Here is a 25,762-nt window from a genome sequence, read left to right as displayed (position 1 = left end):
CTTAGAGTTGACACCCCCTGCCCACTAAGTTAGCCTCCTCCCAAGTTCTTTCCTCAACGACCTCCATGGTCACTGTCGAGAAAGAAACTCTCCGGTCCATCCCAAACTCAAAATACCGCTTCGCTCGCCAGTTCTTCCGGAATTTGAGGAAGCTGGATCTTGCCTCATTTGCTCAGAACACGATCGTACTCTTGAGCATGGCTGGGTGCGCGAGTCTTGGGACTCTGAATACCCTGCAGAGTTCGCTTGGTCAAGTTCAAGACGGGAACGCCAAACCACCCGTCGATAGTGATGCCACGTTCCGCCAGGGTGAGAATAGGGGCTTCGCGGACGAACGCCCCTATCCCAGCGGGAGAGACATTCCTGCGCGTTGTCTAGCCCTCTCTGGAGGTGGGGTTCGCGCTGCCGCATATGGGCTGGGCGTCATGAAGGCGCTAGGTGAACATGATCAACTTGATACTCTGGATATTATTTCAGGGGTCTCCGGTGGAGCCTATGCTGTAGCTTGGTACTATTCACACCTACGTGCTTCAGAGGAGAAAGCTTCCAGTAAGGATGCATTTACAAAGGAGAAGTTGAGACCCATCTACAGATCTGCAAGGTCATTCAACCTCATAGCGTTATTAAGTGTTGAACCTATATCCTGGGCAATGCTTCCCGCACTTTACGGGGCAAGCGTACCCTTCATGATACTGCACACGTGGTTTAGACCAGGCGCAAGGCCCCCCTTGAGTGAATTTTACGAATCAACGTTTCTACAGGAGTACTCGCCAGTGGGCCTTCATCACATGCCATTGGACGAACTCAGGCCGTATGTGGTTGGACATAAGCTGCCACGACCAATCTTTAACTTAACAATCCAGGACAGAAATACGTCTTGGAAATCTGCTCGTGGTCAAATATTTGAGGTGACACCCTTTGATTTTGGCACCCCCCTGGATGGATATGCGTCGGATCTCGAGGACAAGGTTACTTTAGGAAAGTCTTTCAATCAATGGAACCTTAAAGAGGTAGTAGCAATATCGGGTGCTGCCACCGCTACACCTCTGTTTCGGTGCGATGACGAAACTTCGGGGTTGAGGTGTTTTTTCCAAAGAGTCTGGGCCTACGCTCGAATGTACTCGGGACTGACTTTAGGAAGAACTATTTGGTCACTGGATCCGAAAAAATATAACGAGTGGAACTACTTCCTTCTTTCTGATGGAGGTCATAGTGAAAATCTGGCGGCATATGGGTTGTTCCGTCGACATTGCCGTGACATCACAATCGTGGACGCTGAGGAAGATTCCTCCTATCAATTTGAAGGATACAGCGTTCTTCAGCAAGTGATTCGAGAAAGGCTAGGTGAGGGCTTCAGCATCTCGGAGATAGACCAGCGCCTAGATAACCTCAAAAAGCCCGAAAGCATCCCACAAAATGGCTGGGAAACCCCAATCATGAGATCGACAAGCGTAGATGGGAGATCAGTCCTCTATCTCAAGCTTTCGTATCAGGAACGGCCAGACAGAGAAGTCCGCGACGACTCTAACAAGCTTGCAAATGGTTGCATTCCTGGTACGACGACGCAGAGCTCTGACTTCTACTCTACCAAGCGCTTGGTTGCCCATGCCCGCAATGACAGAGTGTTTCCTATGTATTCCACGTGGAATCAGTATCTCGACAGTGACCAGCGAGAAGCTCTGATGGATCTGGGGTATGCGCATATGAAGGCAGTCCGCTGCGAGGGCTGGCAGGACAAAACACCGGCAGCTTCCGGTTTCCCGCTGCGATGAAAGTTGATCGAGCACAACATAAGTGGGTCAGATCTTGATCTGTGCATCACCAGTTTCCGTGGATGCACGATGCGACTGCTCGTCGAATAGTGTAGGCGTCCGACGCGCTTGACCTCACGCAGGCTATCGTAGCTGCGTCGAAATCCGTCGGGCCTGCGAGGACGACATCGATGTTCGGCGGCGGTTTTTCTTCGGTCTTGCTCATATGGATGGCGATGATAGGAGTCGGGTGGACGAGAATCAGTGACGAGGTGCCCATCGAACACTTCACCCCACTACGCAACATCCGGTTAGGCCGATTCTCTTGCACCGTCAGGTGACAGTCAGTTACGCTAGGAACATGCTGCTCGATCGGATTCGGATTGATCCACGTGTCTGCGGTGGGAAAGCCACTGTTCGAGAAGATGAATTGGGGTCTGATCTTGAATCGTGCATGCGTGTATCTCTCCATAGTCCCCCTCACCGGCGGTTACACATGGCTCCGAACATCCATACGCTGGTGCAGCACTCGAACGATCCGAATACCCTGTCCGCAGGCATGTAAAAGATGATGTGGGAGTGATACTCCCACCGCCGGAGTCCTCGCGCGAGTGCATCGGCCTGACGTCCCTGCGCCGGCTGCTCCGCTAAGATCTGAAACTGTTTCTGCAGGCCCAAGAGATAGACCTGCGCTTGGTCCAGTCCGAATCGGAGGATCGTGTATTCGTAGATGGCATCAAGATCCGACGCGGCTTTTGCGGAGAGACTATAGACGGCCATTCGCTCTCAACCGCGCTTCGACGTCCTTCATGATCTGCGGTACGCTTCGGTCACTGACGCCGCTGTCCAGCCCTTCCTGAACCGCGTGCTTCAATGCCTGGAATTTTGCGCGGTCCTGATCGCGCCGGATGAGATCGCGGATGTACTCGCTGTCGTTCGTGAAGTGGCCGCGCTTGATCAGTGCCTTGATCCATTTATCCTGTTGTTCTGTCACCGTGATCGTCTTTCGTGTGGTTCCCATATCGGTACCTCCGCTCATGTCATACTATTGGTGCAGTATAGCACTGCTTCGCATACAGGAGAAACCACTCCGGGTCGCTACCGTGTCCAATGTTCCCCTGTGACGCTGGATCACGGATTCCCTAACTGGGATCAGAGCTTGATACGTGCATCAATAGGGTTTTGGAACGTTCATGAGGCCGCTGATCGTCGAGTAGTGCAGGCGTCCAGCGCGCTTGATCTCAGACAGGCTACCGTGGCTGCATCGAAATCCGTCAGGCCTGCGAGGACGACTTCGGTATTCGGCGCTGGTGCTACTTCGGTCTTGCTCATATGGACGGCGAGGACCGGATGGGGTGGCCAACCTACTAGATGACCAGAAACGCCCCTTCTCGGTCGGCGGCAAATTGAAGAAGGTCGCTGTGGCGGAGTCGCAGAAGTTGTTCAATGGTGGCAGTCGAGCAATTCCCGCAGCGGACCCAGATCACTTTGGGTGGATGGCCGAAAACGAAGCTGCGTTGATGGAAGTCTGCATCTTTGGTGAGGAGCATGAAGCCATGTTGGGCGGCATACTGCCAGATAGCCTCGTCACTGGCCTCAGCCAACCCGACGTTTCTGACGTGCTGCGATTCCGGGTATTCCTTTTGAAGCGCGTGCAAGAGCCGGTGGGACAGGTTTTGATCGAAGAGCAGTTTCACCGTGACGGGAACGACACGAGTTTGCGTTCGCGATCGGCAGCGAATTCAAGACATGCGCGAATGTCTTCCCGCGTAAGGTCTGGAAAATCGACGAGGATTTCGGCCTCGGTCATGCCGGAAGCCAGGTATTCCAGGACATCATATACTGTGATGCGCAATCCACGGATACAAGGCTTGCCGCCCCGCTTTGCCGGATCAAGGGTGATACGTTCTTGGTAAGACATGGAAGGCAGCGTACTCCAGGGGTGCCGAAAGATCAAGGAACGGACCGGACCACGCCAATAGGCCAGCAGTTCTTCCACATTACGCCGCTCGAGCTGGAGCCTCAGAAGTGACAGACGTTCGATTCGCTGGCTTCGCTAGATCGACTACTGGAAGATCGACCTGGCCTCGAGGGCCTGAGCCAGGACGCCCCGGCGCTTCACTTCGTCGAGGATGGGAGAGTAAAATATCAAACCCTGACCCTTATCTCATTGACTTATCTCATTGACTCTTATCTCATCGACCGGATCACCATTGCGCACCCCGATGCCGAAGCCAGGGCTTGTACGGATGTCGCGAGAAGGAGATTATCCATGACACATGAGGACGCACCTGTGGGATGTCTCCTTTCCCGCCGCGAGGCTGTGGCCCTACTGGGCATCACGGGCGTGCTGTGGCTCACGGGCGGCCTGCACCTCCGGCGAGCGCTTGCCGATACCGGCGGATTGGCTTGCGTCGTCCGGCCGGAGCAAACCGAAGGGCCGTATTTCGTTGACGAGCGCTTGCATCGGTCCGACATCCGCTCGGATCCCGCTGATGGATTGGTCAGGCCCGGGACTCCATTGGCTCTCACCCTTGTAGTCTCTCGCGTCAATGCCGCAGGCTGTCAACCTCTCCCGGGGGCTCAAGTCGATATTTGGCACTGCGATGCGATGGGCCTCTACTCCGACGTGCGTGATCCGGGGTTCAATACGATCGGCCGGAAGTTCTTCCGCGGCTACCAGATCACCGATGAGCTCGGCGAGGTCCGATTCGTCACCATATACCCCGGTTGGTATGAAGGCCGGACGGTGCATATCCATTTCAAGATACGGACCGCCCCAGCAGCTCCACGAGCCTTTGAGTTCACGTCGCAAATGTATTTCGAAGACGGAGTGACGGATCGCGTCCATGCTGATCCGCCCTATGCCGCGAGAGGAATGCGTACCGCGCGAAACCTGCATGATCGGATCTTCCGGCGTGGCGGCGATCAACTCATGCTGGCTCCGGCAGCAGCGGCCGATGGCTATCAGGCAACGTTTGCCGTCGGCCTCCAGTTCCCGTGAACAGCAGCGCGGACGGCTGAACGTCTCACGTCGCCTCATGCGCTGGGATTGCTTGTTCCGACACAAAACCCTGCGAGAGGCCTTGACGGCAAAGGCGGGTTGATTGGTACATTCTGTCCGACCGATGGCGTGAGTTCACATGAAGGCCTGATCCCCACTATTTGTTCATGGAAATCCCTGGTTTCATCGTCTTGCACGCTCAGGCTCGTTGGTATTGCGTCGTGCTTCTTGCTTGCCAGCTTGTGGGATGCACGACGACCGACCGGCCGACCTCGGCGCAGCCGCCACAAGTGCAGATAGTCGAAGGGCTGACTCTGAAGCTGTGGAGCGAACCCTCGCCGGCACGTGTGGGCACGAATCAGATTTTTTTGGAAGTCAACGCACCTACAAGGAAGGCCACGGTCAAGAGCGATGTCCTGCTCACCTTTCAATCGGCAGAAGGGACGAAGGCCACAGTCCGAATGCGGCCTGTCCCGGGGAGTTCGATATCTTCAGTGCCATGGTCGAATTCGATTCCGCCGGCAAGAGAACCTTCACGGCCATGGTGCAGAGTGCAACCCAACGGCCTGCGATTGCCCATTTTCAGTTGCCGGTGATCGCCTCGGACGAGGCTCCATAAGCACATATTATTCTGGAGCGCTCCTAAGTGTACCGGCCCATTCGACCGATCAGAGAGCAAGAGTCCGCCCGAGGTGGAATAACGCGGGCTACTTATCGAATGAACAGATCAGTGACAGAAGCACGAGCTGTTGGCCACGTGCGAGTCCGATGACCCCAGGGGCGACTTCCCCTCCCTTGAAGAAACCTCCACCTGGTCCCGTCGATTCGTCGTAACGGTATTCCAAACGGAGGAGCGCGCTGGTCCATTCCCGCACAAACTGGTATTCCAACGTCGTCGTGATCGCCCTGAGCAGTTGTTGCGACCCGGTGATCCGGCCGTCGGGATCCCAATAGACTTCAGGCCGGAGCGCCACACTCCAGGTCCCTGCACGTTCCACCGAGCATTAAAGGCTGCACCTGTCCAGAATGTTCGAGGGTGGCCGACTTGCTCGGCGGCATTCTCGGTGCCGATGTCATAGCTGATCGCCGGGACGACTGGTTTTCGTTGCCATTCCAGGATGCTGTCGGAGAAGAAGCGCCAGAACTCGAGCGCAGTGTTGGCTTGATCTGGACCATAGTACAGGTTTTGGGTGAACGTGAGATCGGGGCGCTATTTCCAGGCGACCTGGGTCCCGTAGCTCAATTGATCATTGATATGGGAGAGGTAGTTATACCCATTGATCGCATAGAAGCCAACGTTCACTGTGTCACTCACAGGATACCGAACCCGGAGTCCAAACATAAAATAGGGAGCGTTGTCCGCTATGTAGGGGCGCGTATAATTCAAGTTGTATTTCGCATAGATGGATTCGTACCCGATGTAACTGTTGAATCCTCCCGCTGTGACCACCAGACCTTTTCCCATGGGGATCAAATACGACACATTGGCACGAGAGAAGTCCCGCAGGGTATCCGCGCCGGAGATCGGTTTGTCCCGTTCAGGGACCGGTTGAGGGACCAGCCCATCCGTGTCATATCCTGCTTGGACCGCCAACTCCATGCCCCATGGGGACGACAGAGAGATGTTCTTCTTGACGTAGGCTAAGGCCATATTGGGAGCAAACTCATTGACCCGCGACGTGGTGGTCTTGCTGCGCCATTGGTGATTTTCTGGAAAATTGAAGTCCACGGCATAGCCGAGATCGAGGAAGCCCCCATAGTGCCAGCCGGAACTGACAGGTCCGGTATCCTGACTCTGAGCCAGGAGTGGGATGCAAAGAAGAGTGCAGAAGAACAGCCAGATCCACGCTGCTTTCTGTAACCACGTCACAATGAGAAGTTCCCCCGAGCAGGTTCCCGATCAGAGCGGGCGTCAGGATTGGTCAACGATGAACCACTGGAGATCGACGATTGGGGGAGGTATAGACCAGGACTCGTCGGATGAGTGTGGTTGAATAGGGTATCAACGATCCAAACCAAGGAGAAGGCTGGGAGAATGAATTTCGTGGTCGGTCGCAACGACAATCCCCCGACTAACAGTGGGAGGACTTAGCTTCGCGAGGAATTACCACAGTTTCATTATGTCCGACAAGTTACGAGTCCTATTCATGAACTCTCACCAAGCATCCTCGGTTTCGAAGCCATCGCGACGTTCACCCGGACCTTGGACGACTTCGGAATATGGGCGGTATCGTTCGTGATGCCGGTCTGACCGTTGACGAGTTCAGGGCGTTGCTACAAGGGATCAACGATTCAGAGAGAAGCGGCCGTGGCGCAGAAGAAGCCGGTCTGATCGTGAGGTTAGATCGAATACTGGAAGATCGGCTTGGCCCCGATGGCCTGAGCGAGAACGCCCCGGCGTTTCAACTCGTCGATGATGCGAGTGGTCGCGGCGTCGAAATCCGTGGGGCCGGTGAGGACGACATCGGTACTCGGCGGGGACTCTTCTTCGGACTTGCTCATGTGGACGGCGATGACCGGTGCGGGATGCACGAGAGTCCTGATCGCCTGGGAGGCCTCTCGATAGACAGGACCGAAGGGATTCGTGGTGGAGACGACGATGAGGCCCGTGTCGGTGAGAAGGCGTGCTACTTCGCCGTAGCGCCGTGCCATCTCCGCCGTCTGCCCTCGTTCTTCTTCGCTGAGATCGGCATCCAAACCGCGGCGCAGATTTTCTCCATCCAATAAATAAGCATGGCGTCCGTCCGCCACGAGGCGGCCTTCGAGCTTTCTGGCCAAGAACGATTTGCCGGTGTGTCGTCCACCGGTAATCAGAACGACTGCCGCCCGATGGCCGTACTGTTGCGCACGATCCTCAACCGTGACTTCGCCCTTCACCCAGGCAAAGTCGCGCCGTCTGGCTTCTTCACGGAGAAATTCCTGATCGTCGTGAACCAGCTCTGTGATGATCCCGCCGCCGGCGATATCGTATTCGTCGACCAGGACAAAACGCCCAGTAGCTTCGAACGACGCAGACAGATCGAACGCGACCGGCGCTTTGGTGCGCAAGGTCAATTCCGCCACTTGGTTCTTGCCGATGCTGTTGCTGCCCTGTTGCTGAGCGAGGTCCATCGTGTCGATGATTCGATGGATGGCTGCGACCTCGCAGTCCACTTCTTTGGTCGCCACTCGCAAGAGATATTTACGCCCTTTTTCCAACGGCCTCTTGCCGAGCCAAAACAGGTTGGCACGAAAGGCCGTGGAGACGAGGGGCAAATGCTCCTGGTGCGAGGCGACTTCGCCGCGTTCGACAAAGATCTGTTCATCGAGCGTCACGCCGATCGATTGGCCGGCCTGGCCTTCAGTCGGTTGCGGCTCGACATTGAAGGCCTCCACCGTTCGAATATTGGCCCGCTTGTTGGAGGGCGAAAAGACAAGGTGATCGCCCACTTTTAGACGTCCGGCTGTAATGCGTCCGGTGATGATTCGGCGCGCATCGAACTTATAGACGTCCTGCACGGGCAGTCGAAGGGGCTGTTCCGAACGAGCCGCTTCCTTCTTGAACGCACCGAGCGTTTCCAGGACGGTGGGACCGCCGTACCACGACATCTGCTCACTGCGGTTGGCGATGTTATCGCCGAGCTTGGCACTCACTGGAATGAACTGCGACGGCACGGCTTTGAACTGTCTGAGAAATTCTCGGTACTCTTTCTCAATCCCATCGAACACGTCCTGTCGGTAGGCGACCAGATCCATCTTGTTGACCACCACTGCAAACTGCCGGACGCCCAGCAGCGACAGGAGATAGCCGTGTTTCTTCGACTGCTCCCTGACGCCTTCCAAGGCGTCGATGAGCAGCAGGGCAGCCTCGGCACGCGCAGCGCCGGATATCATGTTCTTGAGGAACTCCTTATGCCCCGGCGCATCGATGATGATATATTGCCGGCCCTTCCACATGAAAAAGGTGCGAGCCGTATCGATCGTAATCCCCTGCTCTTGCTCTTCGAGGAAGGCGTCGAAGAGGAAGGCATATTCGAATTCCTTCCCCTGTTGCTTGCAGATAGCCTGTACTTTTTCCAACTTGCCGTCGGGCAGCGAGCCTGTGTCGGCGTAGAGCCTGCCCAGTAGGGTGGACTTTCCGTGATCTACATGGCCGACGATCACGATGTTCAAGTTCTCAGATGGTTTGGTATCGGGGGTCGTCATACTCATTCCATTTCGCAGAATGCTCAAACGAGCAGACCAGCGAGGCCGCAAGGGAGAAACAACCGGAGGCGTATTCTCTAGAATACGTTGAGGATTGTTTCGATCTGAGAACGAAGCTGGACGCTTGTTTCAGCGTTCTGCCTACATGTATCCATCTTTTCGCAGTAGCTCCATTCCTCGTCCTTCGTCCTGTGCCCGTCCTGACCGCTCGGCCACCGTGGTATGGCGGAGTTCTTCGATAATGTCGTCAACGCTCTTGGCGGTGGATCTGATCGGCGAAGTACAGGGCGCGCAACCCAGGCTGCGATAGCGCGTGCCGCCGCCCTTGTCGAGATATAGGTCGATGAAGGGAATCTGTTCGAGCTTGATGTATTCCCAGATATTGATCTCGGTCCAATCCAGCAGCGGATGGATGCGAATGTGCGTGCCGGGCGGAAAGGTTATCTTGTATTGATCCCACAGCTCCGGTGGTTGATCGCGGAAATCCCAGTCCCCATGTTTGTCTCGGGGAGAGAAATAGCGCTCTTTGGCCCTCGTTCCCTCTTCATCGGCGCGGACGCCGAGGATCACGCCGGTGTAGCCCTTATTTTCAAGCAGTTGCTTGAGGCCGTTTGTCTTCAGCGCTGTGCAGCAGACCACGCGACCCATCATGTGGTTCATCCCCGCCGCCAAGGCTTCCTTGTTCTGGCCGACGACCAAATTCAATCCCCACTCCCGAGCGAGACGGTCGCGGTACTCGATCATCGCCGGGATCTTGTAGCTGGTATCGACATGGAGGAGCGGAAAGGGCACGTGCCCGAAGAAGGCCTTGCGGGCCAGCCAGAGCAGGACGGTTGAATCCTTGCCCATCGACCAGAGCATGGCAAGGTTGTCGAAATGTTTATAGGCTTCTCGAAGGATGTAGACGCTTTGATCTTCAAGTTGCCGAAGGTGTTTCATAGGCTTCTTCCGTAGGCCCTACACTGCGACCGGCTGTCGCACCAATTCATCAAGTTTACGAGCCGCCGCTCCTCCATCAAGAGCGGCGCGTACAACCGGGAAGCAGGTCGACAGAGACGCCCCTTTGCCCGCCGCATAGAGCAACATAGCCGCATTCATGAGCACCCAATTTCGCGGCCCACCCTGCACCTGATTCTGAAGAATACGCCTGAGCAGATCTGCCTCTTTCTCGCGTTGATTAGGTGGAAATCCTGCCATCTCCCCTGATGGGACAAACGCCAGCCCAAAATCTTTCGGAGCCACTCCCAGCGGAGTGATGCGGTCATCGCGCAATTCCAGCACTCTCGTCGCCATCGATGCCGACAACTCCGGATCGCCCTCGACACCACGGATCACCAGGGCGCGTGGGCATCCAAGGATTCGCAAGGCTTCGGCTGTCTTTTCAAAATGCGGCGGATGCGTCAATCCCACGACCTGCACCGCTGCCCGCGCCGGGTTCAGAAGCCTGGCGATCGGATGGAACACATTCCTGACCCCCAGCTCTTGACGCATTTCTAGGAACCGATAGAGGGGCGGATGGTACAGTCCGATATCCAGATAGGCAAAGCCTTTCTTGTTCACGTCTTCGGAGACCAGCCTAAGATCGGCATCAACCGGAATGCCCAAGGCTTTCAGCACTCCGGCACTGCCGGGTCGGCCGGGAATGCCGTCATAGCCGTGCATCATGACCGCAGCGCCCGCTGCAACTGCCACAATGGACGCGGCAATAATCGCGTGAAACGTGTCCTGCTTCCCGGCATAGGTCGGAACATCCACCAAGGCCAAGTCCCGTGAGACAACGAGAGGCGGCACGTACTGTCGAGCAGCGGACGTCAGTGCCGCCAATTCGGTAACCGACTCCATCTTGAATCGCATGGCAATGAGAAAGGCACCCACTTGCGCCGGCGAGGCCTCACCTTCAATCAAAGCCTTCATCGCCTGTTTGCACTCATCCCACGTGAGGTCCTTGGAAGCTTTCGGGCCCTTTGCAATCTTGGCGAGGAGATCTTGAATCGGCATGTTACGACTTATGCAGTCCGCACTCGGTCTTGACAAAATTCTTCCAGCGACCGGCCCGCGGATCATCGCCGGGTTCCACTGGTGCGGTGCAGTGAGTGCAGCCGATGCTGGGATAATGCTGATCGTGCAGCGGGTTGTAGGGAACTTCGTAGACCTTGATGTAGGTCCAGACATCGGCCAAGGTCCATCGGGCCAGGGGGTTGACCTTGACCAATCCAAATCTCTGGTCCCACTCGATCAATCCGGCATTCGCACGAGACGGGGCTTGATCACGCCTGATTCCGGTAATCCATGCGTCGTATCCCCGCAGAACACGGGTCAGCGGTTCGACTTTGCGCAGTCCGCAGCACTGGTCCGGATCTCGCGCCCACAAGGCTTCGCCGTACGATTCTGCTTGCTTTTGTGGTGTGAGCAATGACTTTACCTGGATGACCTGCGGCGACCGAAGACCGTACTGCTCAATCACTCGGTCCCTTGTGGCATAGGTTTCAGGAAATAAGAAATCGGTATCGAGGTAAAACAACGGCACCGAGGGATTGATCCGATGCACCAAATCGACAAGCACGACATCCTCAGCCCCGAAACTGCAGGCCAGAACAATCTTCTCGTATCGTTCAATGGCAGCAGTCAATATATCTTGAGGCTGCTTCGTCTCAAACGAAGCGCTCCATGCTTTGAGCTCTGCGTCCAGTTCGGAATGTCCATTACCAGTCATGGCAAATCAGATCCCCTTACCCTTCGACCTTCTCGACCAGAATCCGATAATGCGATGCTTCCGGTTCCAACGCTTCCTGTATCAGCAGCTTATGTCCGTCATTCTTAAGACTCATCGGCACGTTCTTGATCGGTTCACCCGCATCGAGCCACACTTCCAACTGTTCGCCGGCGTCCATCATCTCCAGTTTCAACTTCGTTTTGACATAGTTCATCGGGCATGCGACACCGCGCAAATCGTAAACAGGCGCACCCGTTACAATTGGAATAGCTGGTTTGGTTTCAACTGGCGCAGGCGCAACGGGAGGCTTTTCTTCTGTTACCGCCGACAGCTTCAGATCCTTCCCCATCTGATCAGTCGCCGCACGGCACGCCTCAACGAAACCCTTGGCAAATGTCATCTTCTCCCCGGCTGATTCGACCGACGTCTCTTTCGGACCTAGATCGCCGACCTTCTTGCTCAGATCTCGATAGACGAATGGCACAACACCTTTCTGTGCAATCCTGCTGTCGAACTCGATGAACGTTTCGGAGTCCGTCGAGGGCTCCAGTCCTTCTGTCACCAGCATTGCCTTAGCGGCAGCCAGTACGGCTCGATAGGATTTGTTCACCGATACCGAATATTGATGCTTCTCAATGAGTAGCTTCGCCTGGTAGAGCTCTTGATCGGCCTCCAGAATGCCGTTTTCGATCATGTCCAGCGCACCGCCAGCACATTCGCCGGGACCGAGATCCTCAAGGATAAATTCTTCTTCTCCCTCCCAATCATAATAGAAGGTTGGATCCTCTTTATAAGACGGCACGATGGTGTACGGAATCAATTCGTCTTTCAGCTTGCTCTTCCCGACGCGCGTGATGAACTTCGGTAAATTCTCGTTCACTTGCCGATCACGCCGGTACAGGTCGATCAAATGAGAGATCGCCGCCGGCACGGCTTTTGCCGGCAACTTCACGGTCATCTGGCCGATCTTTGCAGTGCCGTTCACCGAACCACCGAGATGCAATTCATAATGCGGCGCGACGTGGTCACCGAGGCGTTTTCCGACTCCATGCAGGCCGATCGTTGAAATGTGATGTTGTGCGCAGGAATTATGGCATCCGCTGATTTTGACATCGACCCCTGCCAGATCTTCCGGCACACGACCGGCCGGAAACACCTCGGCCAGCGCTCGCGCAAGGCCTTTGGAGGACGTGATCCCGAGCCCGCATGTATCTGTGCCGGGGCAGGCAATAATGTCTTCGACCAGCTCGGCTCCGGGATCTGCCAATCCATGTGACGTTAGATCATCGTATAAGTGCTGGATCTGATCGGTAGGAACCCATCGGATGACCAGGTTTTGATTGATCGTTGTGCGAAGATTGCCGTTCGAATAACGTTCAGCCAGGTCAGCGACGAATAGCATCTGTTCGGCCGTAATATCTCCCATGAACAGCTTGATGGCGGCTGTGACATACCCATCCTGCTTCTGTTTCACAACGTTGGTCCGGTTCCACATCTCGAAGGGCGTCTCGTGGCCATTCCCATGAGATCCGTTCCGATTCCCGTCGCCGTTCCCAGCTCCATTGATCAAACCTTTGCGGGTCGGCATGATGAGTTTTGGCTCGTCCTGATGCTGAAGAAGAGTCAAAGATCCGTTTTTTGGGAGCGAATGACCCATAGCCACGTAGGCTGTTTCCCAGCGTCGTTTGAACTCCTCGAAGCCCAGCTTGTCGATCACGAACTTCATCCGGGCCTTGTTGCGGTTTTTTCGATTGCCGAGGGTATCGAAGACTTTGATGACGGCCTCAATACTAGGAATCAGTTCCTCCATTGGAGTGAACTCACGGAGCAGTTGTGCAATCCGTGGAGTAGAGCCCAGTCCTCCACCAACCACCATCCGAAAGCCGATCACTCCGTCCGCTTGTTTCACCGCCAACAAGCCGATGTCATGGATCGGCGTCAGGGCGCAATCGCGCGCACAGCCAGAGAAAGCGATTTTGAACTTTCGCGGCAGACTTTGATTCAAAGGATTCCGCAGTAAGTGATAGGCGACTGTCTTCGCATAAGGAGTCACATCGAATACTTCTCCCTGGCACACTCCGGCGAGGTGACATGCCGTCACATTCCGCACGGTATTGGCACAGGCCTCCCTGGTGGTCAGACCAACTTCAGCAAGTCCTCGCATGACACTCGGCACATCCTTCAGCTCGACAAAGTGCATCTGAATATCTTGTCTCGTCGTGACGTGGCCGACTCCGGTCGCATATCGGTCGGCGAGCTCCGCCACACGTCGCAGCTGATTCGCGCTGATACCGCCGAACGGGATCTTGATACGGACCATTTGCACACCAGGCTGACGCTGACCGTAAATGCCGTATTGCAGGCGGAAAGGCTTGAAAATATCGGTGGGCAGCTCTCCGCCCAATGTTCGCAGGGCTTCAGCCTCGAAGGTTTCTATTTCTTCCAGAATGGCCGGCGGAATGGGATTCGTGACAATTTTGGGGATAGTGAGGGATTCAACTGGGTTCATATACCGATCTCCTTGCCTCCTCAAGAGAAGAGCCTTCTAAGTCAAATGTGGTACATCGGATTGCGCTGGGCATCGATCGTCCGTAGACGCAGTGCCAAGTGTTCGACTGTAATGTTTTCGAGAACTTTCCGTTCCGCCTGCTGAACTTGCTGCCAGACGTCATCTAACAGCAGCTCCGGCTTGCTCGCATGGCGATCCCGTGTCTGTTGCCCGACAGATGAGCGATGAAAGACCGGCCCTTCCAACGCCTCGAATATATCGGCGATCGACATCGCCGCCGGCTCATGCGTGAGGAGATACCCTCCTTGGGCACCTCGTTGACTTTCTACTAAGCCGGCCTTTTTCATCGCGTGGAGAACTTGTTCGAGAAAACGGACGGGAATCCCGTGGCGCCTCGCGATCGTTCGCGCTTGAATCGGGGCTTCGTTTGCATGTATCGCAAGATCAACGGCTACCATAATTCCGTATGTCGCACGTTTGGACACTTTCATTCTTTACTATTCCGGTAGGGATTTGAGTATATACATTGTTCGCTCACCCCCTGTCAAGGTGACAGGAGCATGGCAGATTAAGATGATCGGCATTATTGGGTTGGAAGATATGTTGGAGATGAAGTTGAAATTCGTGCTCGAGCCATAAACCAATTTACTTACTTATTTAATGCCCGCAAAGCGATACGGGAAGCCGGTCGGAGGGACGCCGCGTCCATAGAATCCAATTGACATCGCTTACGCCCTCGGCAATAATCCGCCCTCTTCTTCTGGTGGTGCCTTCATGTCTGTGCCGTCATCCTCATTTACTATCCTGTTATTCACGAATGATACGGCCGTGCAAGCCCTGGTGAGGCAGGTATTCAAGGACGCCTCCGTTACGATCGCTCGAGACGCTTCGACCTTTCAAAGGGAGTTGCGAAAACATCGGTTTGATGCCGTCGTGATGGAGTCGCAAAGTGGGCAGGAACCGATTGGCGTGCTGAATGATCACCTTGACCCAGCTCGCACCCTTTGTATCGGAGGGTCTAGGGCTGCCTTGAAAAAGACGCTGAGAACGATCCAGCTGATGAATCAGCCAGACAGCCCTCCACAGAACAAAGCCCGCGACGCCTCCCTCGAAAGTTACTTAGAGACAAAAATGGGTGAATTCGTGAAGGGAATGAGAAATGGATCGGCTAAAAACCTCCATCCGATCCTGATTTCCGCCGTGGAACGTCCTCTCATCACGTCGGCTCTGCGCGAGACAGGAGGCAATCAAATACAAGCGGCTGAACTGCTCGGACTCAACCGTAACACCTTGCGAAAGAAAATCGTGAGTCTTCACATTCCCTTGAAACAAACGAAAGCGAGGACGAGTCGGCGTGGCTGAACCGGACTTCCAGAGATGAGTTGCGGGCGTACTTTCCATACCAACTCTCAACACTCATGAAGGAGGAATAGTATGACAAAGGAAGAGTTGATCGCAAAGATGGCCGCATCAGCAGGAATTACGAAGGTTGCAGCCGGAACCGCCCTTGAGGCATTCACCGGGGCGGTGACTTCCTCGTTGAAAAAGGGGCAACGCGTCTCCCTCGTCAATTTCGGCACCTTTACGATTTCAAAGCGAAAAGCGCGAATGGGAAGAAATCCACGGACAGGTGAATCACTCCGAATCCCGGCGGCGAAGGTCCCGAAGTTTTCAGCAGGAAAAGAGCTTCGCTCTGCCGTGAGGTGACGTCGCGCAAACTGACGGGTGTCTGACCCAAGACATGTAAGGGATGGTCGCACGTCTTCCAGACGTGCTGAAGGAGTGCGCCCTTCTCTTTCGTTTCCTTGACACGGTCAACGAGGCTATATTAGCATGCCTCCTTTTCGATAGGCGCGTAGCTCAGGGGGAGAGCGCTACCTTGACACGGTAGAGGTCGACGGTTCAAGACCGTCCGCGCCTACCATTCAGCTCGAGCTACCGGTCAGTCTCTTAGAGACTCGGTGTCCGTTATGTTTGCACTGCGGATCAAATCCATAAGGCATGAAGATATCAGTTAAAGACGGTCCAAGCGGTGACATTCAGACTGGGGAAACGGTCGGTGACGCTCTAGCTCAGCTAGGACTCACAAACCGCGATATTTTGGCAGCCAAAGTCGAAGGAGAGATTGTTGATCTGTCACGTCCTCTTTCTGCAAGTTCGATCGTCGAACCACTGAGGTTCGACAGTTCAGAGGGCCGCGAAGTATACCGCCACAGCAGCACTCATATCATGGCTCAAGCAGTCAAGGAGCTCTTCCCTGCTGCACAACTGACCATCGGTCCGGCCCTTGAAGATAGCTTTTATTATGACTTTGCCTTCGAACGGCCCTTTACTCCCGAAGACTTAGAGCGAATCGAAGAACGCGCTGCCGAGATCATCAAGCGTAATCTCACCATCACAAGGCGGGAGTTTTCAAAACAGGACGCCATAGATTTTTTCAAGGGCCGTGGCGAGCACTACAAGGTCGAGCTGATTCAAGGTTTCCCCGATGGAGAGCCGATCACCGCCTACACACAAGGAGACTTCGTCGATCTCTGTCGCGGGCCTCATCTCCCTACCACCGGTTCCGTTGGGACCATCAAATTGCTCAACACGGCCGGGGCCTATTGGCGCGGCGATGAACGTAATCCGATGTTACAACGGATCTACGGAACATCGTTTCCGACGAGAGCGGAAGTGGATGCCTATCTGGCCCGGCTGGAGGAAATTAAGCGGCGCGACCACAGAAAAGTCGGGAAAGAGCTGGATTTGATCAGCATTCAGGATGAAATCGGACCCGGATTGGTACTCTGGCATCCGAAAGGCGCGGCAGTCCGCCTGTTGATTGAAAACTTCTGGCGAGAACAACATATTCGAGATGGGTACCAGCTGGTCTATTCGCCTCATACCGCACGTCTTGATCTCTGGAAAACCAGTGGGCACCTCGATTACTACCGCGAAAACATGTTCCCTTCGATGAAGCTGGAAGGCAGTGAATACCAGCTGAAACCGATGAATTGTCCGTACCATATCATGATCTATCAGAGTCATCTTCGCAGCTATCGAGACCTCCCCATTCGCTATGGGGAACTGGGAACGGTCTATCGCTATGAACGGACCGGTGTGCTGCACGGGCTCATGCGGGTGCGAGGATTTACGCAGGATGATGCCCATCTTTTCTGCCGCCCGGATCAGATGGAGCAAGAAGTCAGCCGGGTCCTGGACTTTACATTTTTCGTGTTACGGACATTCGGATTCCATCAATTTGAAGTGTTTTTATCCACGCGGCCCAAAGAATCCGTGGGTGGTGATGAACATTGGACCTTGGCCACCAGCGCATTGGAAGCGGCGCTGAAAAACCGTAATATCTCCTTTCACCTTGATCCCGGAGGAGGAGCGTTCTACGGACCGAAGATCGACATCAAGATCAAAGATGCGTTGGGCCGCTCCTGGCAATGTTCCACGGTGCAAGTTGATTTCAACAATCCGGAGCGGTTTGAACTGAATTATATTGGTGAGGACGGCAAAGCCCATCGCCCTATCATGATCCATCGCGCCCTGATGGGATCCATCGAGCGCTTTTTCGGCATTCTGATCGAGCATTACGGGGGCGCGTTTCCGACCTGGCTGGCTCCGGTGCAGGTGGTGGTCATGAACATCACCGACCATCAGCAAGACTACGCCGCAGCCGTCGTCGCGCAATTGAAGGCGGTCGGGTTCCGTGCCGAAGCCGATCTTCGGAACGAAAAAATCGGGTTTAAGATTCGTGAAGCAGAAAAGGCGAAAGTCCCGTTCATGTTGGTGGCGGGGAATCGCGAAATGCAAGGCGGGACTCTCTCGGTACGAGGCCGAAGCGGGGCAAATTTAGGGACTAAGACAGTGGCTGAGGTGTTGGATCTCCTGCAAACTGAGGTCGCACACACACAGCGAGACCTTCAACACACACATTAAGAAAGAGGTGGCCTATCGTTCCCAAACTACGCGTGAATCGTGAGATCCGAGTCCGAGAAGTTCGAGTAATCGGCCCGGAGGGAGAACAGCTCGGTGTTCTCCCGACACCGGATGCCTTTCGTCAGGCTCAAGAAAGCGGCTATGACCTGGTGGAAGTCGCCCCCAACTCCGTTCCCCCGGTCTGTAAGATTATGGACTTTGGGAAGTACAAGTACGAGCTGAGCAAAAAAGATCATCAAAGTCGGCGTCACCAAAAGTCCACCCAAGTCAAGGAAATCAAGTTGCGCCCACGGACCGATAAGCATGATCTTGAGATTAAGGTCCGTCAGATGAAAAGCTTTCTAGAGGAGGGCAACAAGACCAAGGTCACCCTCACCTATCGCGGACGAGAAATGGCGAACCAGGAGATGGGTCGGGCAGTGATGAATTCCGTCATTGAACAGTTGGCCCAAGCCGGCACCATCGAGTATGCTCCTCGGATGGAAGGACGCAGTTTGATTATGATCGTGGCTCCGAAACACTAACGTACAGTGCAGTAATTGCTCAACTAAGGGAACCTCCAACATGAAAATGAAGACGCATAAAGGAACGAGCAAACGATTTGCTAAAACAGGAAGCGGCAAGATTGTCCGCCGCAAAGCGGGCAAACGGCACATCCTGACTAGCAAGCGACACGACCGGAAGCGCCGCTTGAGCGGAACCGCGGTCGTCGACCCAACGGTCGTTTCAGCGTTGAATCGTCTCCTGCCGTACGCATAGTCAGTGATCGTGTGGTGTTGTGAATTTCAGGACCCAAAAGGAGTAATGAATCATGCCTCGCGTAAAGGGTGGACCAAAAACTCGGCAGCGGAGAAAGAAGCGGATCAAGTTGGCGTCGGGACAATACGGCGGGAAAAGCCGCCTTTTTCGCTCGGCGACAGAAAGCGTTGATAAGGGCTTGACCTACGCATATACAGGTCGTAAGAACCGAAAGCGGGACTTCCGGCAACTGTGGATCGCTCGCATCAGCGCGGCAGTCCGGGCACAGGGCATGACCTACGGTCGGTTCATCAATGCCCTTAAGAAGGCCAATGTCGCGTTGGATCGCAAGGTTCTTTCCGACATGGCGATCAAGGACGCCGCGGGGTTTGAGCAACTCATCGGCCTCGCCAAGCAGCACTTGACCCCTGCCACGGCATAACTTCACGCGTTCGATAGAATGTTCGACGGATGGGAAAGCGACAATTGTCGTTGCCCTTCCGTCGTTTCCACCCTCCCAAGCGTCGCCAACTGCGAAAGATTCACGTCGAAGGCCACAACCGGCATGGCGATCTGCCAACGTTCGAGGACTTCCGGATGGACTTCGCCGATAACGCCGACGGACTTGCCCGAGACGAGAATGCGGCCTGCACGGCCTTCTAGAAAAGACGGATGCTGCATCGGCTCAAGACTGTACTCCGTGCCGAGATAGTACAACAGGACATCGAGACACGAGTGGATTTCTGAGAAATGGGTCGTGGCGTGAGCGATCAGGGCGCCCAAGACCGTTTCCGTTCGAGAACCCAACTCGTGGGTCCCATCGGGAATCGCCACATCACCGGCTTCGAAGAGGCGATGGGGATAGAACGCCCGGCTCGAGGCGGCTTCGATGCGCAGCAATGAGGGCAACATCCATTGTCGGAGGCAAGAGAAACTCAACGACATGACATTGTCGACGTCCACTGTCCGTCCCCATTCGGTGCCATCGAGACGCATAAATTTTGAGTATTGGTCCGGTGAACCGAGAATGTTCGAAATGATTTCCTGAAACCCGAGCCCCACCATCAATTCTCGGGATCGATCGGACAGTTGTTCAATAGCGGATAATCCGCCCACCGTAAATTGCGCTGGCATGATCGGGGTAAACTCGTCATAGCCACGACCCATCGCAACGTCTTCGACCACATCCATCATATGCATCAAATCGTGCCGATACGGTGGGAGCTTTGCTTTAACCGATCCCTTTCCTGCCGACACGCTGTACCCATACGCCTCAAGAGCCTGCTTCACGACTGTCTCGCCGAGCTCCTGGCCCAGAGCCTGTTCAATCGCTTCGATTCGAATCGTTTTTGGTTTTCCGAAATCGTGAGGTGTCCTCACCCGTTTACCCAGCATCGTGCCCGTCGGATATCGTATTTCCACCGGCTCGATGGTCGCGCCACGGTCGGCCAAATTCGTCGAGAAGATGTTCAGTGAAAGTATCACCATGAGTAGATCCGTCCCGGTCACCTCGACGAAGAGCTCATCATCACCCGCCCGTACTTCTCCGATTTCCCGGCTGTTAATGATCGGCGGGAACGATAACGGCTGATTCTTCGCATCGCGGAGGATAGGGAGCAGACTTTTGACGGCCAGAATAGGTCCGTACTCCAATCCCTTGGGATGAACCATGAGAATTTCAGACAGGGTCATCGTCGCTTCCATACCCAATGGGGTAAATCGCACTTCGTCCGGCTTCACCAGTTCATACGTCACAGGAAAGGTAATATTCCGCAGCTGATAGATTCCGATCGAGACGGTCTTGCGCTTGCGCCCAAAGATGTCGGCCAGCTTCTCCTGCGTTTGAATCAGCTGAGCCAACCCCTTCTCGGTCACCCGATACCCCTTAGCCGTACAGGCTGCCACGTACGGGCGTACTTGCTCCATACCGGGTTTCACGATCAGATAATGCGGTGACTTCGGTTCTTGAGCGAAAAAAGAATAGGGCTTCAGCCCGCCCTGTTGCTTGATGCGAATTTGTCTGGCAATCCCCTCGCAACACCAGAGGTCCGGCCGGTTGCTGTCTTGGAGCTCGATGCGTAACTCTCCGGTTTCAGGGTTGTGCCCCTTCAACTCGCCCTTGACGAGCATGAGCCACTCTTCCAACTGTTCGATCGAGACCGCTCGACTTGCAGTTCCGGCCCCGTTCAAAAGGGATTCCAAGTCGTCCTTGAAAACAGTGATGGTGGGCATGAGGTACTTAGAAGGCTCCTCTGGTCGTGCGGATCAATTCCAAGTTATCCGTGAAGAGTTCGCGTATGTCATGGATGCCCAACGCCACCATCGCCATGCGATCGAGCCCCAACCCCCAGGCAATCACCGGCACAGTGACCCCGAGCGGCAACGTCACCTCGGAACGAAAGAGCCCCGCTCCGCCGAGTTCCATCCACCCCAGGCGTGGATGCCGCACGTGCAACTCGACCGACGGTTCGGTAAACGGAAAATAGGCCGGCAAGAACTTCACTTCCTTAGCTTGTGCCACTTCCCGGGCAAACAAATTCAGGAGCCCCAACAGCGTCCTGAAGTTGATGTCTTCTCCCAGCACGATTCCCTCCACCTGGAAAAAATCCGTTGCATGGGTGGCATCAACCTGGTCATAGCGAAAACACCGGGCAATCGAGAAATACTTCCCAGGAATGTGGGGAGAGGCGGCAAGCGTTCGAGCCGAAACCGCCGTGCCCTGACTCCGCAACACCAAACGTCTGGCCCGGTCAACATCGAAGGAATAACCCCACCCCGTGGAACCAGTTCCTGCGCCGTTCTCATGCACCTTGGCAACACGCGACAAGAATGGCTCGTCCACGGCGGTGGTATGGCTGGGCTCCTTGACGAAATAGACGTCATGAATGTCCCGGGCTGGATGGAATTGCGGCATGTACAGGGCATCCATGTCCCAGAACTCCGTTTCGACCAGCGCCCCCCGCATCTCTTGGAAACCCATGCTCACAAGTTTGGTTTTGACCGTATCGAGAAATTCGCGATAGGGATGTTTCTTTCCAGTTCCGATACGAGGTGGGCGCAGACTGATGGTGTACTTTCGAAATCGCTTCTGGCGCCAACTCCCGTCCTTCAACAGGTCTGGAGTCAACTGTGAAACCTCTTCCGCCACCCCTTGCTTCAACAGTTGTTCGGCTGCGCTGGCGCCATCCGTGGATAATATGAATGAGCGCGCCACTCGCTCGTCAATCCGAAACGGCTCTTTAGCATTGCCACGTTTCACGGCAAAGTCTTCAATGACATGACGATGGGCTTCCGTAAAACTCTTCAGCTCCTTCGGTGAGTCATGTATTTCTCCCAGGAGCATTCGGATTGCCTCAGCCGTCGGGCTCTGGCGTCCGGTCGTTTCGACACAGCCTCCTTGAATGATCAGGAGTGCCCCTTCCTTCTTGAGTCGTCCGACGGCTTTGCTGACATCGGAAGGATCGAGTCCCCCTTGGGCCTGAAGATCGGGAATGGTCAGTCGCGTCCCCGTGCCAGTTGCTTCACGCGCGGCAGCCAGAACTCGCTCGAGAGGCGAAGCAGTCAGGTAATACTCCTCCCCAATCTTCGTCAGCGACACCATGGGGGTCACAGTCTCTGTCTGGATTGCGATCAGCGATTTGGCAAGCAGCCATTCCACGGCCATGCTGAGTTGCGAAGGCTCTAATTCAGCGGCTGCGGCCAACTGCTCGCTGTCCAAAGCGGTCCCAGGCAGCCCTGCACCCAACGTCGTGAGGACTTTGATTTCGAGGGGATGAAGGCTGTCGATGACTGTGGAGATGTCCACCATCAATGGCCTATCGATTGACCGCTGCGCGGGGCGCCGGTTGAACGACCGTCTCTGCGACGGCTCTCATGGCTGCGATCGTCGCCGTATAGTCGTGTTGAGAAAAAATAGCGGAACCTGCCACAAGAGCCGTGGCGCCGGCAGCCACGATTTCCCTTGCGTTGTCCACCTTCACCCCTCCATCTACTTCAAGCAGGGCCCGGCTGTTGATCCTGTCCAATAGCGTCCGTGCTTCAGTGATTTTCTTGAGTATCGATGGGATAAATGTCTGCCCACCGAATCCTGGATTCACCGACATGATCAACAGCAGATCGACATCCTCCAAGATCTCTTGGAGCAACGAGAGGGGAGTGGCAGGATTTAACGTCACTCCGGCCTTGACTCCCCGTTCCTTAATCGATTGAACCGTCCGGTGAAGATGTGGACAGGCTTCAACGTGAACGGTCAGATAATCAGCGCCCGCTTCAGCAAACTCAGGGATGAAGGCATCGGCGTTGGTGATCATCAAATGAACGTCGAGCGGTAGCTTCGTGACTTTTTTCAGGCTTTCGACGATGGGCGGCCCCACCGTCAGGTTCGGAACGAAATGACCGTCCATCACATCGACATGCAGCAGGTCGGCACCCGCTCGCTCTACGGCTGCAACTTCGTCGGCCAAGCGCGCGAAATCCGCAGAGAGAATCGAGGGCGCGATGTAAATCGGATGACCCATCACTCGTTCCTCCGCAAGCGGATGGCATAAAAACCGTCCATCCCGAAGCTATTACCCATAGTGGAGAGCGCACCTTGGTCTGTCATAAAAGGAAGCGCGATGGCGGGAAGCCACGGAGCCACGGATTCACGCATCCATCCTGGATAGGCCTGGCAAAAACGGCTCACGACCTCTTCGGTTTCTTCCGTTTCCGTTGAACAAACACTATAGACCAGCACTCCACCAGGTCGCAAGCAAGTAGCCATCGAGTCAAGGATTTCGGCTTGAAGTTTCTGGTGCCTGGCGAACGCCAAACCGTCCTTCCGCCATTTCGCTTCAGGATGCCGACGCAACACGCCCAGGCCGCTGCAAGGGGCATCCACGAGGATGCGATCGAACAGCGGCCCATCACGAACGTTCGATCCCTGCGCAATCATTCCAGACCATTCGGACGGATTTCTCACATCGCCGACGATCGGCACGACGCTCTGAACGCGCAATCTTCCACAATTTTGTCGCAGCAAGTCCATCCTGGAAGTCTTCCGATCGACCGCGTAGATCGTTCCGCGATTGCCCATGAGTTCGGCAAGGTGCATCGTCTTGCCGCCCGGAGCAGCGCAGGCATCCAACAGGGTTTCTCCCGGTTGCGGATCCACGATCGGAGGTATGAGTTGAGCCGCCTCGTCTTCGACATAAAAATCTCCTGTCTGGAACCCCGGCAACGACGTGACATCCTGGCCTTTTCCCAGCACGACTCCTACCGAGCTGAAAACGGCAGGGCGAGCAGCAACATTTCCTTGCCTCAATCGCTCCAGGAACTCTTCCCTGGTTAGTCGATTGGAGTTCACTCGAAGCGTGACACTTGGGATCGTGCTGCTTGCTCGACAAGCAGATTCTGCTTGTTCAAACCCCATTCGATCAAGCCACCGTTCGGTCAGCCATTCAGGGATTCCATACTGGACGGACAGAGATCGGGCCGGGTGTACGGCTGGATCCGGAAAAGGCGGCGTCGGTACACGAATGAGGTTGCGCAGGACTCCGTTCACCAACCCACCCCAATCGCGTCCCAGTTGTTCGGCGTGGGATTTGGCTAGTCGGACGGTTTCGTTCACCGCTGCCGAAGCAGGGATGCGATCGAGAAACAACAGCTGATAGGCGCCAAGCCGCAGTAACATTTGAACGACAAGAGGCAACCTGTGGAGAGGTTTGGAGAGTACGGCGTCAAGTCTCCAATCGATCGTCTCTTGCCGCCGTAAGACCCCATACACCAGTCCCATCACCAACGACCGGTCACGTGGCTGCGGAACCGCCGCGGCATGTTGCTCGATGAGTTCATCGAGTGCGCCATCAGTTCGTTGACAGGACAGAAGGATAGAGAGAGCAATAGATCGTGGAGAAAGCCCCCGCACATCAGTACCCACCTGTCTTTCGCCAGTCATCGTCGGAGCAAGGAGAAGACTACTGTTGTGAAGAGAAGAGTTATGCAGTCGATGAACCCAGTTGTCCGCCGGCCATGACGCGGTGTCCAGCCAAAAATTGTCCGACCGACATGCGTTTAGAATTGGCAGTCTGAATTTCGCGGATGTCGAGAAGACCATCGCCGGTCGCCACCACGATCGCCTGCTTATTCACCGCGACGATCGTACCAGGTTTATCGGTCGCAGCACCCATATTCGGAACCGCCTTCCAGATATTCCAACGCTCCTGACCGAAAAACGTATAGGCCCCCGGCCAGGGAGAAAGCCCTCGCACTCGATTGCCAAGCGCCGTTGCCTTCATCGCCCAATCGATCAGGCCGTCCTCCTTTTTCAAGAGCGGCGCCAAGGTCGCCTGTCCGTCGTCCTGCTTCGTTTGTATCAACGTCCCGGCTTTCAGTTGTGTGATCGTGTCGACAAGCAGTCTGCCACCCAACTCCGCCAGACGAGGTGCCAATGTCCCAGCCGTATCGTCAGGCAAGATTGCCAACTTCTCCTGGAGCAGCATCGGCCCCGTATCCATTCCTTCATCCATGAGCATCGTGGTAATACCCGTAGAGTTCTCGCCATTGATGACGGCCCACTGCACCGGAGCTGCGCCGCGATATTTCGGCAGCAGTGAGCCATGCACATTCACGCAACCCATTGGGGGAAGTCGAAGAATCGGTGTATGCAGAATGCGTCCGTAGGCTGCGACGGCAATTAGATCCGGCCGCCAGGCTGAAAGAGCTTGCAAAAATTCCGGGGTGCGAATCTTGAGCGGCTGTAGGACAGGAATACCAGCTCGCTCAGCGACAAGTTTCACCGGTGGGGGGACAAGCTGTTGTCCACGGCCCTTCGGTCGATCCGGCTGTGACACCACTCCGACCACCTGATCATCAGATCGAAGGAGCGCTTCGAGCGACGGCACAGCGAATTCCGGCGTACCCATGAAGACAATGCGCATGCCATCGCTTTAACA

Annotated in this window: 27 protein-coding genes and 1 tRNA gene; 10 read left to right on the top strand and 18 right to left on the bottom strand. The window is 55.2% G+C overall.

Annotation, left to right across the window (positions count from 1 at the left end; genetic code table 11):
* Nucleotides 1-65 precede the first annotated feature (65 nt).
* Nucleotides 66-1,772, top strand: coding sequence for a patatin-like phospholipase family protein (locus P0119_16165; GenBank protein ID MDF0667587.1), 1,707 nt, complete (start codon nucleotides 66-68; stop codon nucleotides 1,770-1,772).
* A 46-nt stretch (nucleotides 1,773-1,818) separates the two neighbouring features.
* Here the strand turns inward: P0119_16165 and P0119_16160 are convergent, their stop codons facing one another.
* The 5 genes from P0119_16160 to P0119_16140 all read right to left on the bottom strand — a co-directional run bounded on the left by P0119_16160 (nucleotide 1,819) and on the right by P0119_16140 (nucleotide 3,750).
* Nucleotides 1,819-2,223, bottom strand: a complete 405-nt coding sequence (locus P0119_16160) for a hypothetical protein (protein ID MDF0667586.1) — start codon at nucleotides 2,221-2,223, stop codon at nucleotides 1,819-1,821.
* An 8-nt stretch (nucleotides 2,224-2,231) separates the two neighbouring features.
* On the bottom strand, nucleotides 2,232-2,531 hold the full coding sequence (locus P0119_16155; protein MDF0667585.1) for a type II toxin-antitoxin system RelE/ParE family toxin: 300 nt from the start codon (nucleotides 2,529-2,531) through the stop codon (nucleotides 2,232-2,234).
* Entirely contained in the window at nucleotides 2,518-2,772 is a 255-nt protein-coding gene (locus tag P0119_16150) for a type II toxin-antitoxin system ParD family antitoxin (GenBank protein ID MDF0667584.1), read from the bottom strand. The genes P0119_16155 and P0119_16150 overlap by 14 nt, the downstream gene beginning before the upstream one ends.
* A 346-nt stretch (nucleotides 2,773-3,118) precedes the next feature.
* Nucleotides 3,119-3,448: a DUF5615 family PIN-like protein gene (locus P0119_16145; protein ID MDF0667583.1), complete on the bottom strand. Its 330-nt coding sequence runs from the start codon at nucleotides 3,446-3,448 to the stop codon at nucleotides 3,119-3,121.
* Nucleotides 3,445-3,750, bottom strand: a complete 306-nt coding sequence (locus P0119_16140; GenBank protein ID MDF0667582.1) for a DUF433 domain-containing protein — start codon at nucleotides 3,748-3,750, stop codon at nucleotides 3,445-3,447. Before P0119_16140 ends, P0119_16145 begins: the two co-directional genes overlap by 4 nt.
* 273 nt (nucleotides 3,751-4,023) lie before the next feature.
* On the opposite strand from P0119_16140, the gene P0119_16135 reads away from it, so the two are divergent.
* Together P0119_16135 and P0119_16130 are read left to right on the top strand one after the other, a co-directional pair.
* Nucleotides 4,024-4,755: an intradiol ring-cleavage dioxygenase gene (locus P0119_16135; protein MDF0667581.1), complete on the top strand. Its 732-nt coding sequence runs from the start codon at nucleotides 4,024-4,026 to the stop codon at nucleotides 4,753-4,755.
* A 247-nt stretch (nucleotides 4,756-5,002) separates the two neighbouring features.
* Entirely contained in the window at nucleotides 5,003-5,374 is a 372-nt protein-coding gene (locus tag P0119_16130) for a hypothetical protein (protein ID MDF0667580.1), read from the top strand.
* 88 nt (nucleotides 5,375-5,462) lie between these two features.
* Here the strand turns inward: P0119_16130 and P0119_16125 are convergent, their stop codons facing one another.
* From P0119_16125 to P0119_16090, 8 genes are all read right to left on the bottom strand, one after another.
* Entirely contained in the window at nucleotides 5,463-5,753 is a 291-nt protein-coding gene (locus P0119_16125) for a hypothetical protein (GenBank protein ID MDF0667579.1), read from the bottom strand.
* A gap of 212 nt (nucleotides 5,754-5,965) precedes the next feature.
* Nucleotides 5,966-6,625, bottom strand: coding sequence for an outer membrane beta-barrel protein (locus P0119_16120; GenBank protein ID MDF0667578.1), 660 nt, complete (start codon nucleotides 6,623-6,625; stop codon nucleotides 5,966-5,968).
* Between the two features lie 470 nt (nucleotides 6,626-7,095).
* The gene (locus P0119_16115; GenBank protein ID MDF0667577.1) at nucleotides 7,096-8,940 is read right to left on the bottom strand and encodes a GTP-binding protein; all 1,845 of its coding nucleotides are present in this window, start codon (nucleotides 8,938-8,940) and stop codon (nucleotides 7,096-7,098) included.
* A 141-nt stretch (nucleotides 8,941-9,081) separates the two neighbouring features.
* Nucleotides 9,082-9,879, bottom strand: coding sequence for a sulfate adenylyltransferase subunit 2 (locus tag P0119_16110; GenBank protein ID MDF0667576.1), 798 nt, complete (start codon nucleotides 9,877-9,879; stop codon nucleotides 9,082-9,084).
* Nucleotides 9,880-9,897: 18 nt separating this feature from the next.
* On the bottom strand, nucleotides 9,898-10,938 hold the full coding sequence (trpD, locus tag P0119_16105; protein ID MDF0667575.1) for an anthranilate phosphoribosyltransferase: 1,041 nt from the start codon (nucleotides 10,936-10,938) through the stop codon (nucleotides 9,898-9,900).
* Between the two features lies 1 nt (nucleotide 10,939).
* Nucleotides 10,940-11,653: a phosphoadenylyl-sulfate reductase gene (locus tag P0119_16100; protein MDF0667574.1), complete on the bottom strand. Its 714-nt coding sequence runs from the start codon at nucleotides 11,651-11,653 to the stop codon at nucleotides 10,940-10,942.
* Nucleotides 11,654-11,669: 16 nt separating this feature from the next.
* The gene (locus P0119_16095; GenBank protein MDF0667573.1) at nucleotides 11,670-14,162 is read right to left on the bottom strand and encodes a sulfurtransferase TusA family protein; all 2,493 of its coding nucleotides are present in this window, start codon (nucleotides 14,160-14,162) and stop codon (nucleotides 11,670-11,672) included.
* Between the two features lie 41 nt (nucleotides 14,163-14,203).
* Nucleotides 14,204-14,653 (bottom strand): Rrf2 family transcriptional regulator, encoded by a 450-nt coding sequence (locus P0119_16090; protein ID MDF0667572.1) that lies wholly within the window; start codon nucleotides 14,651-14,653, stop codon nucleotides 14,204-14,206.
* Nucleotides 14,654-14,936: 283 nt separating this feature from the next.
* Here P0119_16090 and P0119_16085 point away from each other — a divergent pair, with 283 nt between their 5' ends.
* From P0119_16085 to rplT, 7 genes are all read left to right on the top strand, one after another.
* Nucleotides 14,937-15,524 (top strand): helix-turn-helix domain-containing protein, encoded by a 588-nt coding sequence (locus P0119_16085; GenBank protein MDF0667571.1) that lies wholly within the window; start codon nucleotides 14,937-14,939, stop codon nucleotides 15,522-15,524.
* 72 nt (nucleotides 15,525-15,596) lie between these two features.
* The gene (locus P0119_16080) at nucleotides 15,597-15,869 is read left to right on the top strand and encodes an HU family DNA-binding protein (GenBank protein MDF0667570.1); all 273 of its coding nucleotides are present in this window, start codon (nucleotides 15,597-15,599) and stop codon (nucleotides 15,867-15,869) included.
* A 142-nt stretch (nucleotides 15,870-16,011) separates the two neighbouring features.
* Nucleotides 16,012-16,086 (top strand) — tRNA-Val (locus P0119_16075).
* 77 nt (nucleotides 16,087-16,163) lie between these two features.
* Nucleotides 16,164-18,092 carry a threonine--tRNA ligase gene (thrS, locus tag P0119_16070; protein ID MDF0667569.1) on the top strand — a complete coding sequence of 643 codons (1,929 nt, stop codon included), beginning with the start codon at nucleotides 16,164-16,166 and terminating at the stop codon, nucleotides 18,090-18,092.
* Between the two features lie 32 nt (nucleotides 18,093-18,124).
* Entirely contained in the window at nucleotides 18,125-18,616 is a 492-nt protein-coding gene (gene infC, locus P0119_16065; GenBank protein ID MDF0667568.1) for a translation initiation factor IF-3, read from the top strand.
* Nucleotides 18,617-18,656: 40 nt separating this feature from the next.
* Nucleotides 18,657-18,851 (top strand): 50S ribosomal protein L35, encoded by a 195-nt coding sequence (rpmI, locus tag P0119_16060; protein MDF0667567.1) that lies wholly within the window; start codon nucleotides 18,657-18,659, stop codon nucleotides 18,849-18,851.
* 52 nt (nucleotides 18,852-18,903) lie between these two features.
* Complete coding sequence (gene rplT / locus P0119_16055; protein ID MDF0667566.1) at nucleotides 18,904-19,272, top strand: 50S ribosomal protein L20; 369 nt, start codon at nucleotides 18,904-18,906, stop codon at nucleotides 19,270-19,272.
* Between the two features lie 2 nt (nucleotides 19,273-19,274).
* Here the strand turns inward: rplT and pheT are convergent, their stop codons facing one another.
* Genes pheT through fmt form a run of 5 tightly spaced genes read right to left on the bottom strand, consistent with a single transcriptional unit; the run spans nucleotide 19,275 to nucleotide 25,747 of the window.
* Nucleotides 19,275-21,062, bottom strand: a complete 1,788-nt coding sequence (pheT, locus tag P0119_16050) for a phenylalanine--tRNA ligase subunit beta (protein ID MDF0667565.1) — start codon at nucleotides 21,060-21,062, stop codon at nucleotides 19,275-19,277.
* 7 nt (nucleotides 21,063-21,069) lie between these two features.
* Nucleotides 21,070-22,638 (bottom strand): phenylalanine--tRNA ligase subunit alpha, encoded by a 1,569-nt coding sequence (locus P0119_16045; GenBank protein MDF0667564.1) that lies wholly within the window; start codon nucleotides 22,636-22,638, stop codon nucleotides 21,070-21,072.
* 7 nt (nucleotides 22,639-22,645) lie between these two features.
* The gene (gene rpe / locus P0119_16040) at nucleotides 22,646-23,347 is read right to left on the bottom strand and encodes a ribulose-phosphate 3-epimerase (protein ID MDF0667563.1); all 702 of its coding nucleotides are present in this window, start codon (nucleotides 23,345-23,347) and stop codon (nucleotides 22,646-22,648) included.
* The gene (rsmB, locus tag P0119_16035) at nucleotides 23,347-24,747 is read right to left on the bottom strand and encodes a 16S rRNA (cytosine(967)-C(5))-methyltransferase RsmB (GenBank protein ID MDF0667562.1); all 1,401 of its coding nucleotides are present in this window, start codon (nucleotides 24,745-24,747) and stop codon (nucleotides 23,347-23,349) included. Before rsmB ends, rpe begins: the two co-directional genes overlap by 1 nt.
* 58 nt (nucleotides 24,748-24,805) lie before the next feature.
* A complete protein-coding gene (fmt, locus tag P0119_16030; GenBank protein ID MDF0667561.1) occupies nucleotides 24,806-25,747 on the bottom strand; it encodes a methionyl-tRNA formyltransferase in 942 nt (313 codons plus the stop codon).
* Between the last annotated feature and the right edge of the window lie 15 nt (nucleotides 25,748-25,762).

The sequence above is a fragment of the Nitrospira sp. genome (assembly GCA_029194665.1).
Taxonomy (GTDB): Bacteria; Nitrospirota; Nitrospiria; order Nitrospirales; family Nitrospiraceae; genus Nitrospira_D.
This window is presented reverse-complemented; position numbering and strand designations above follow the sequence as displayed.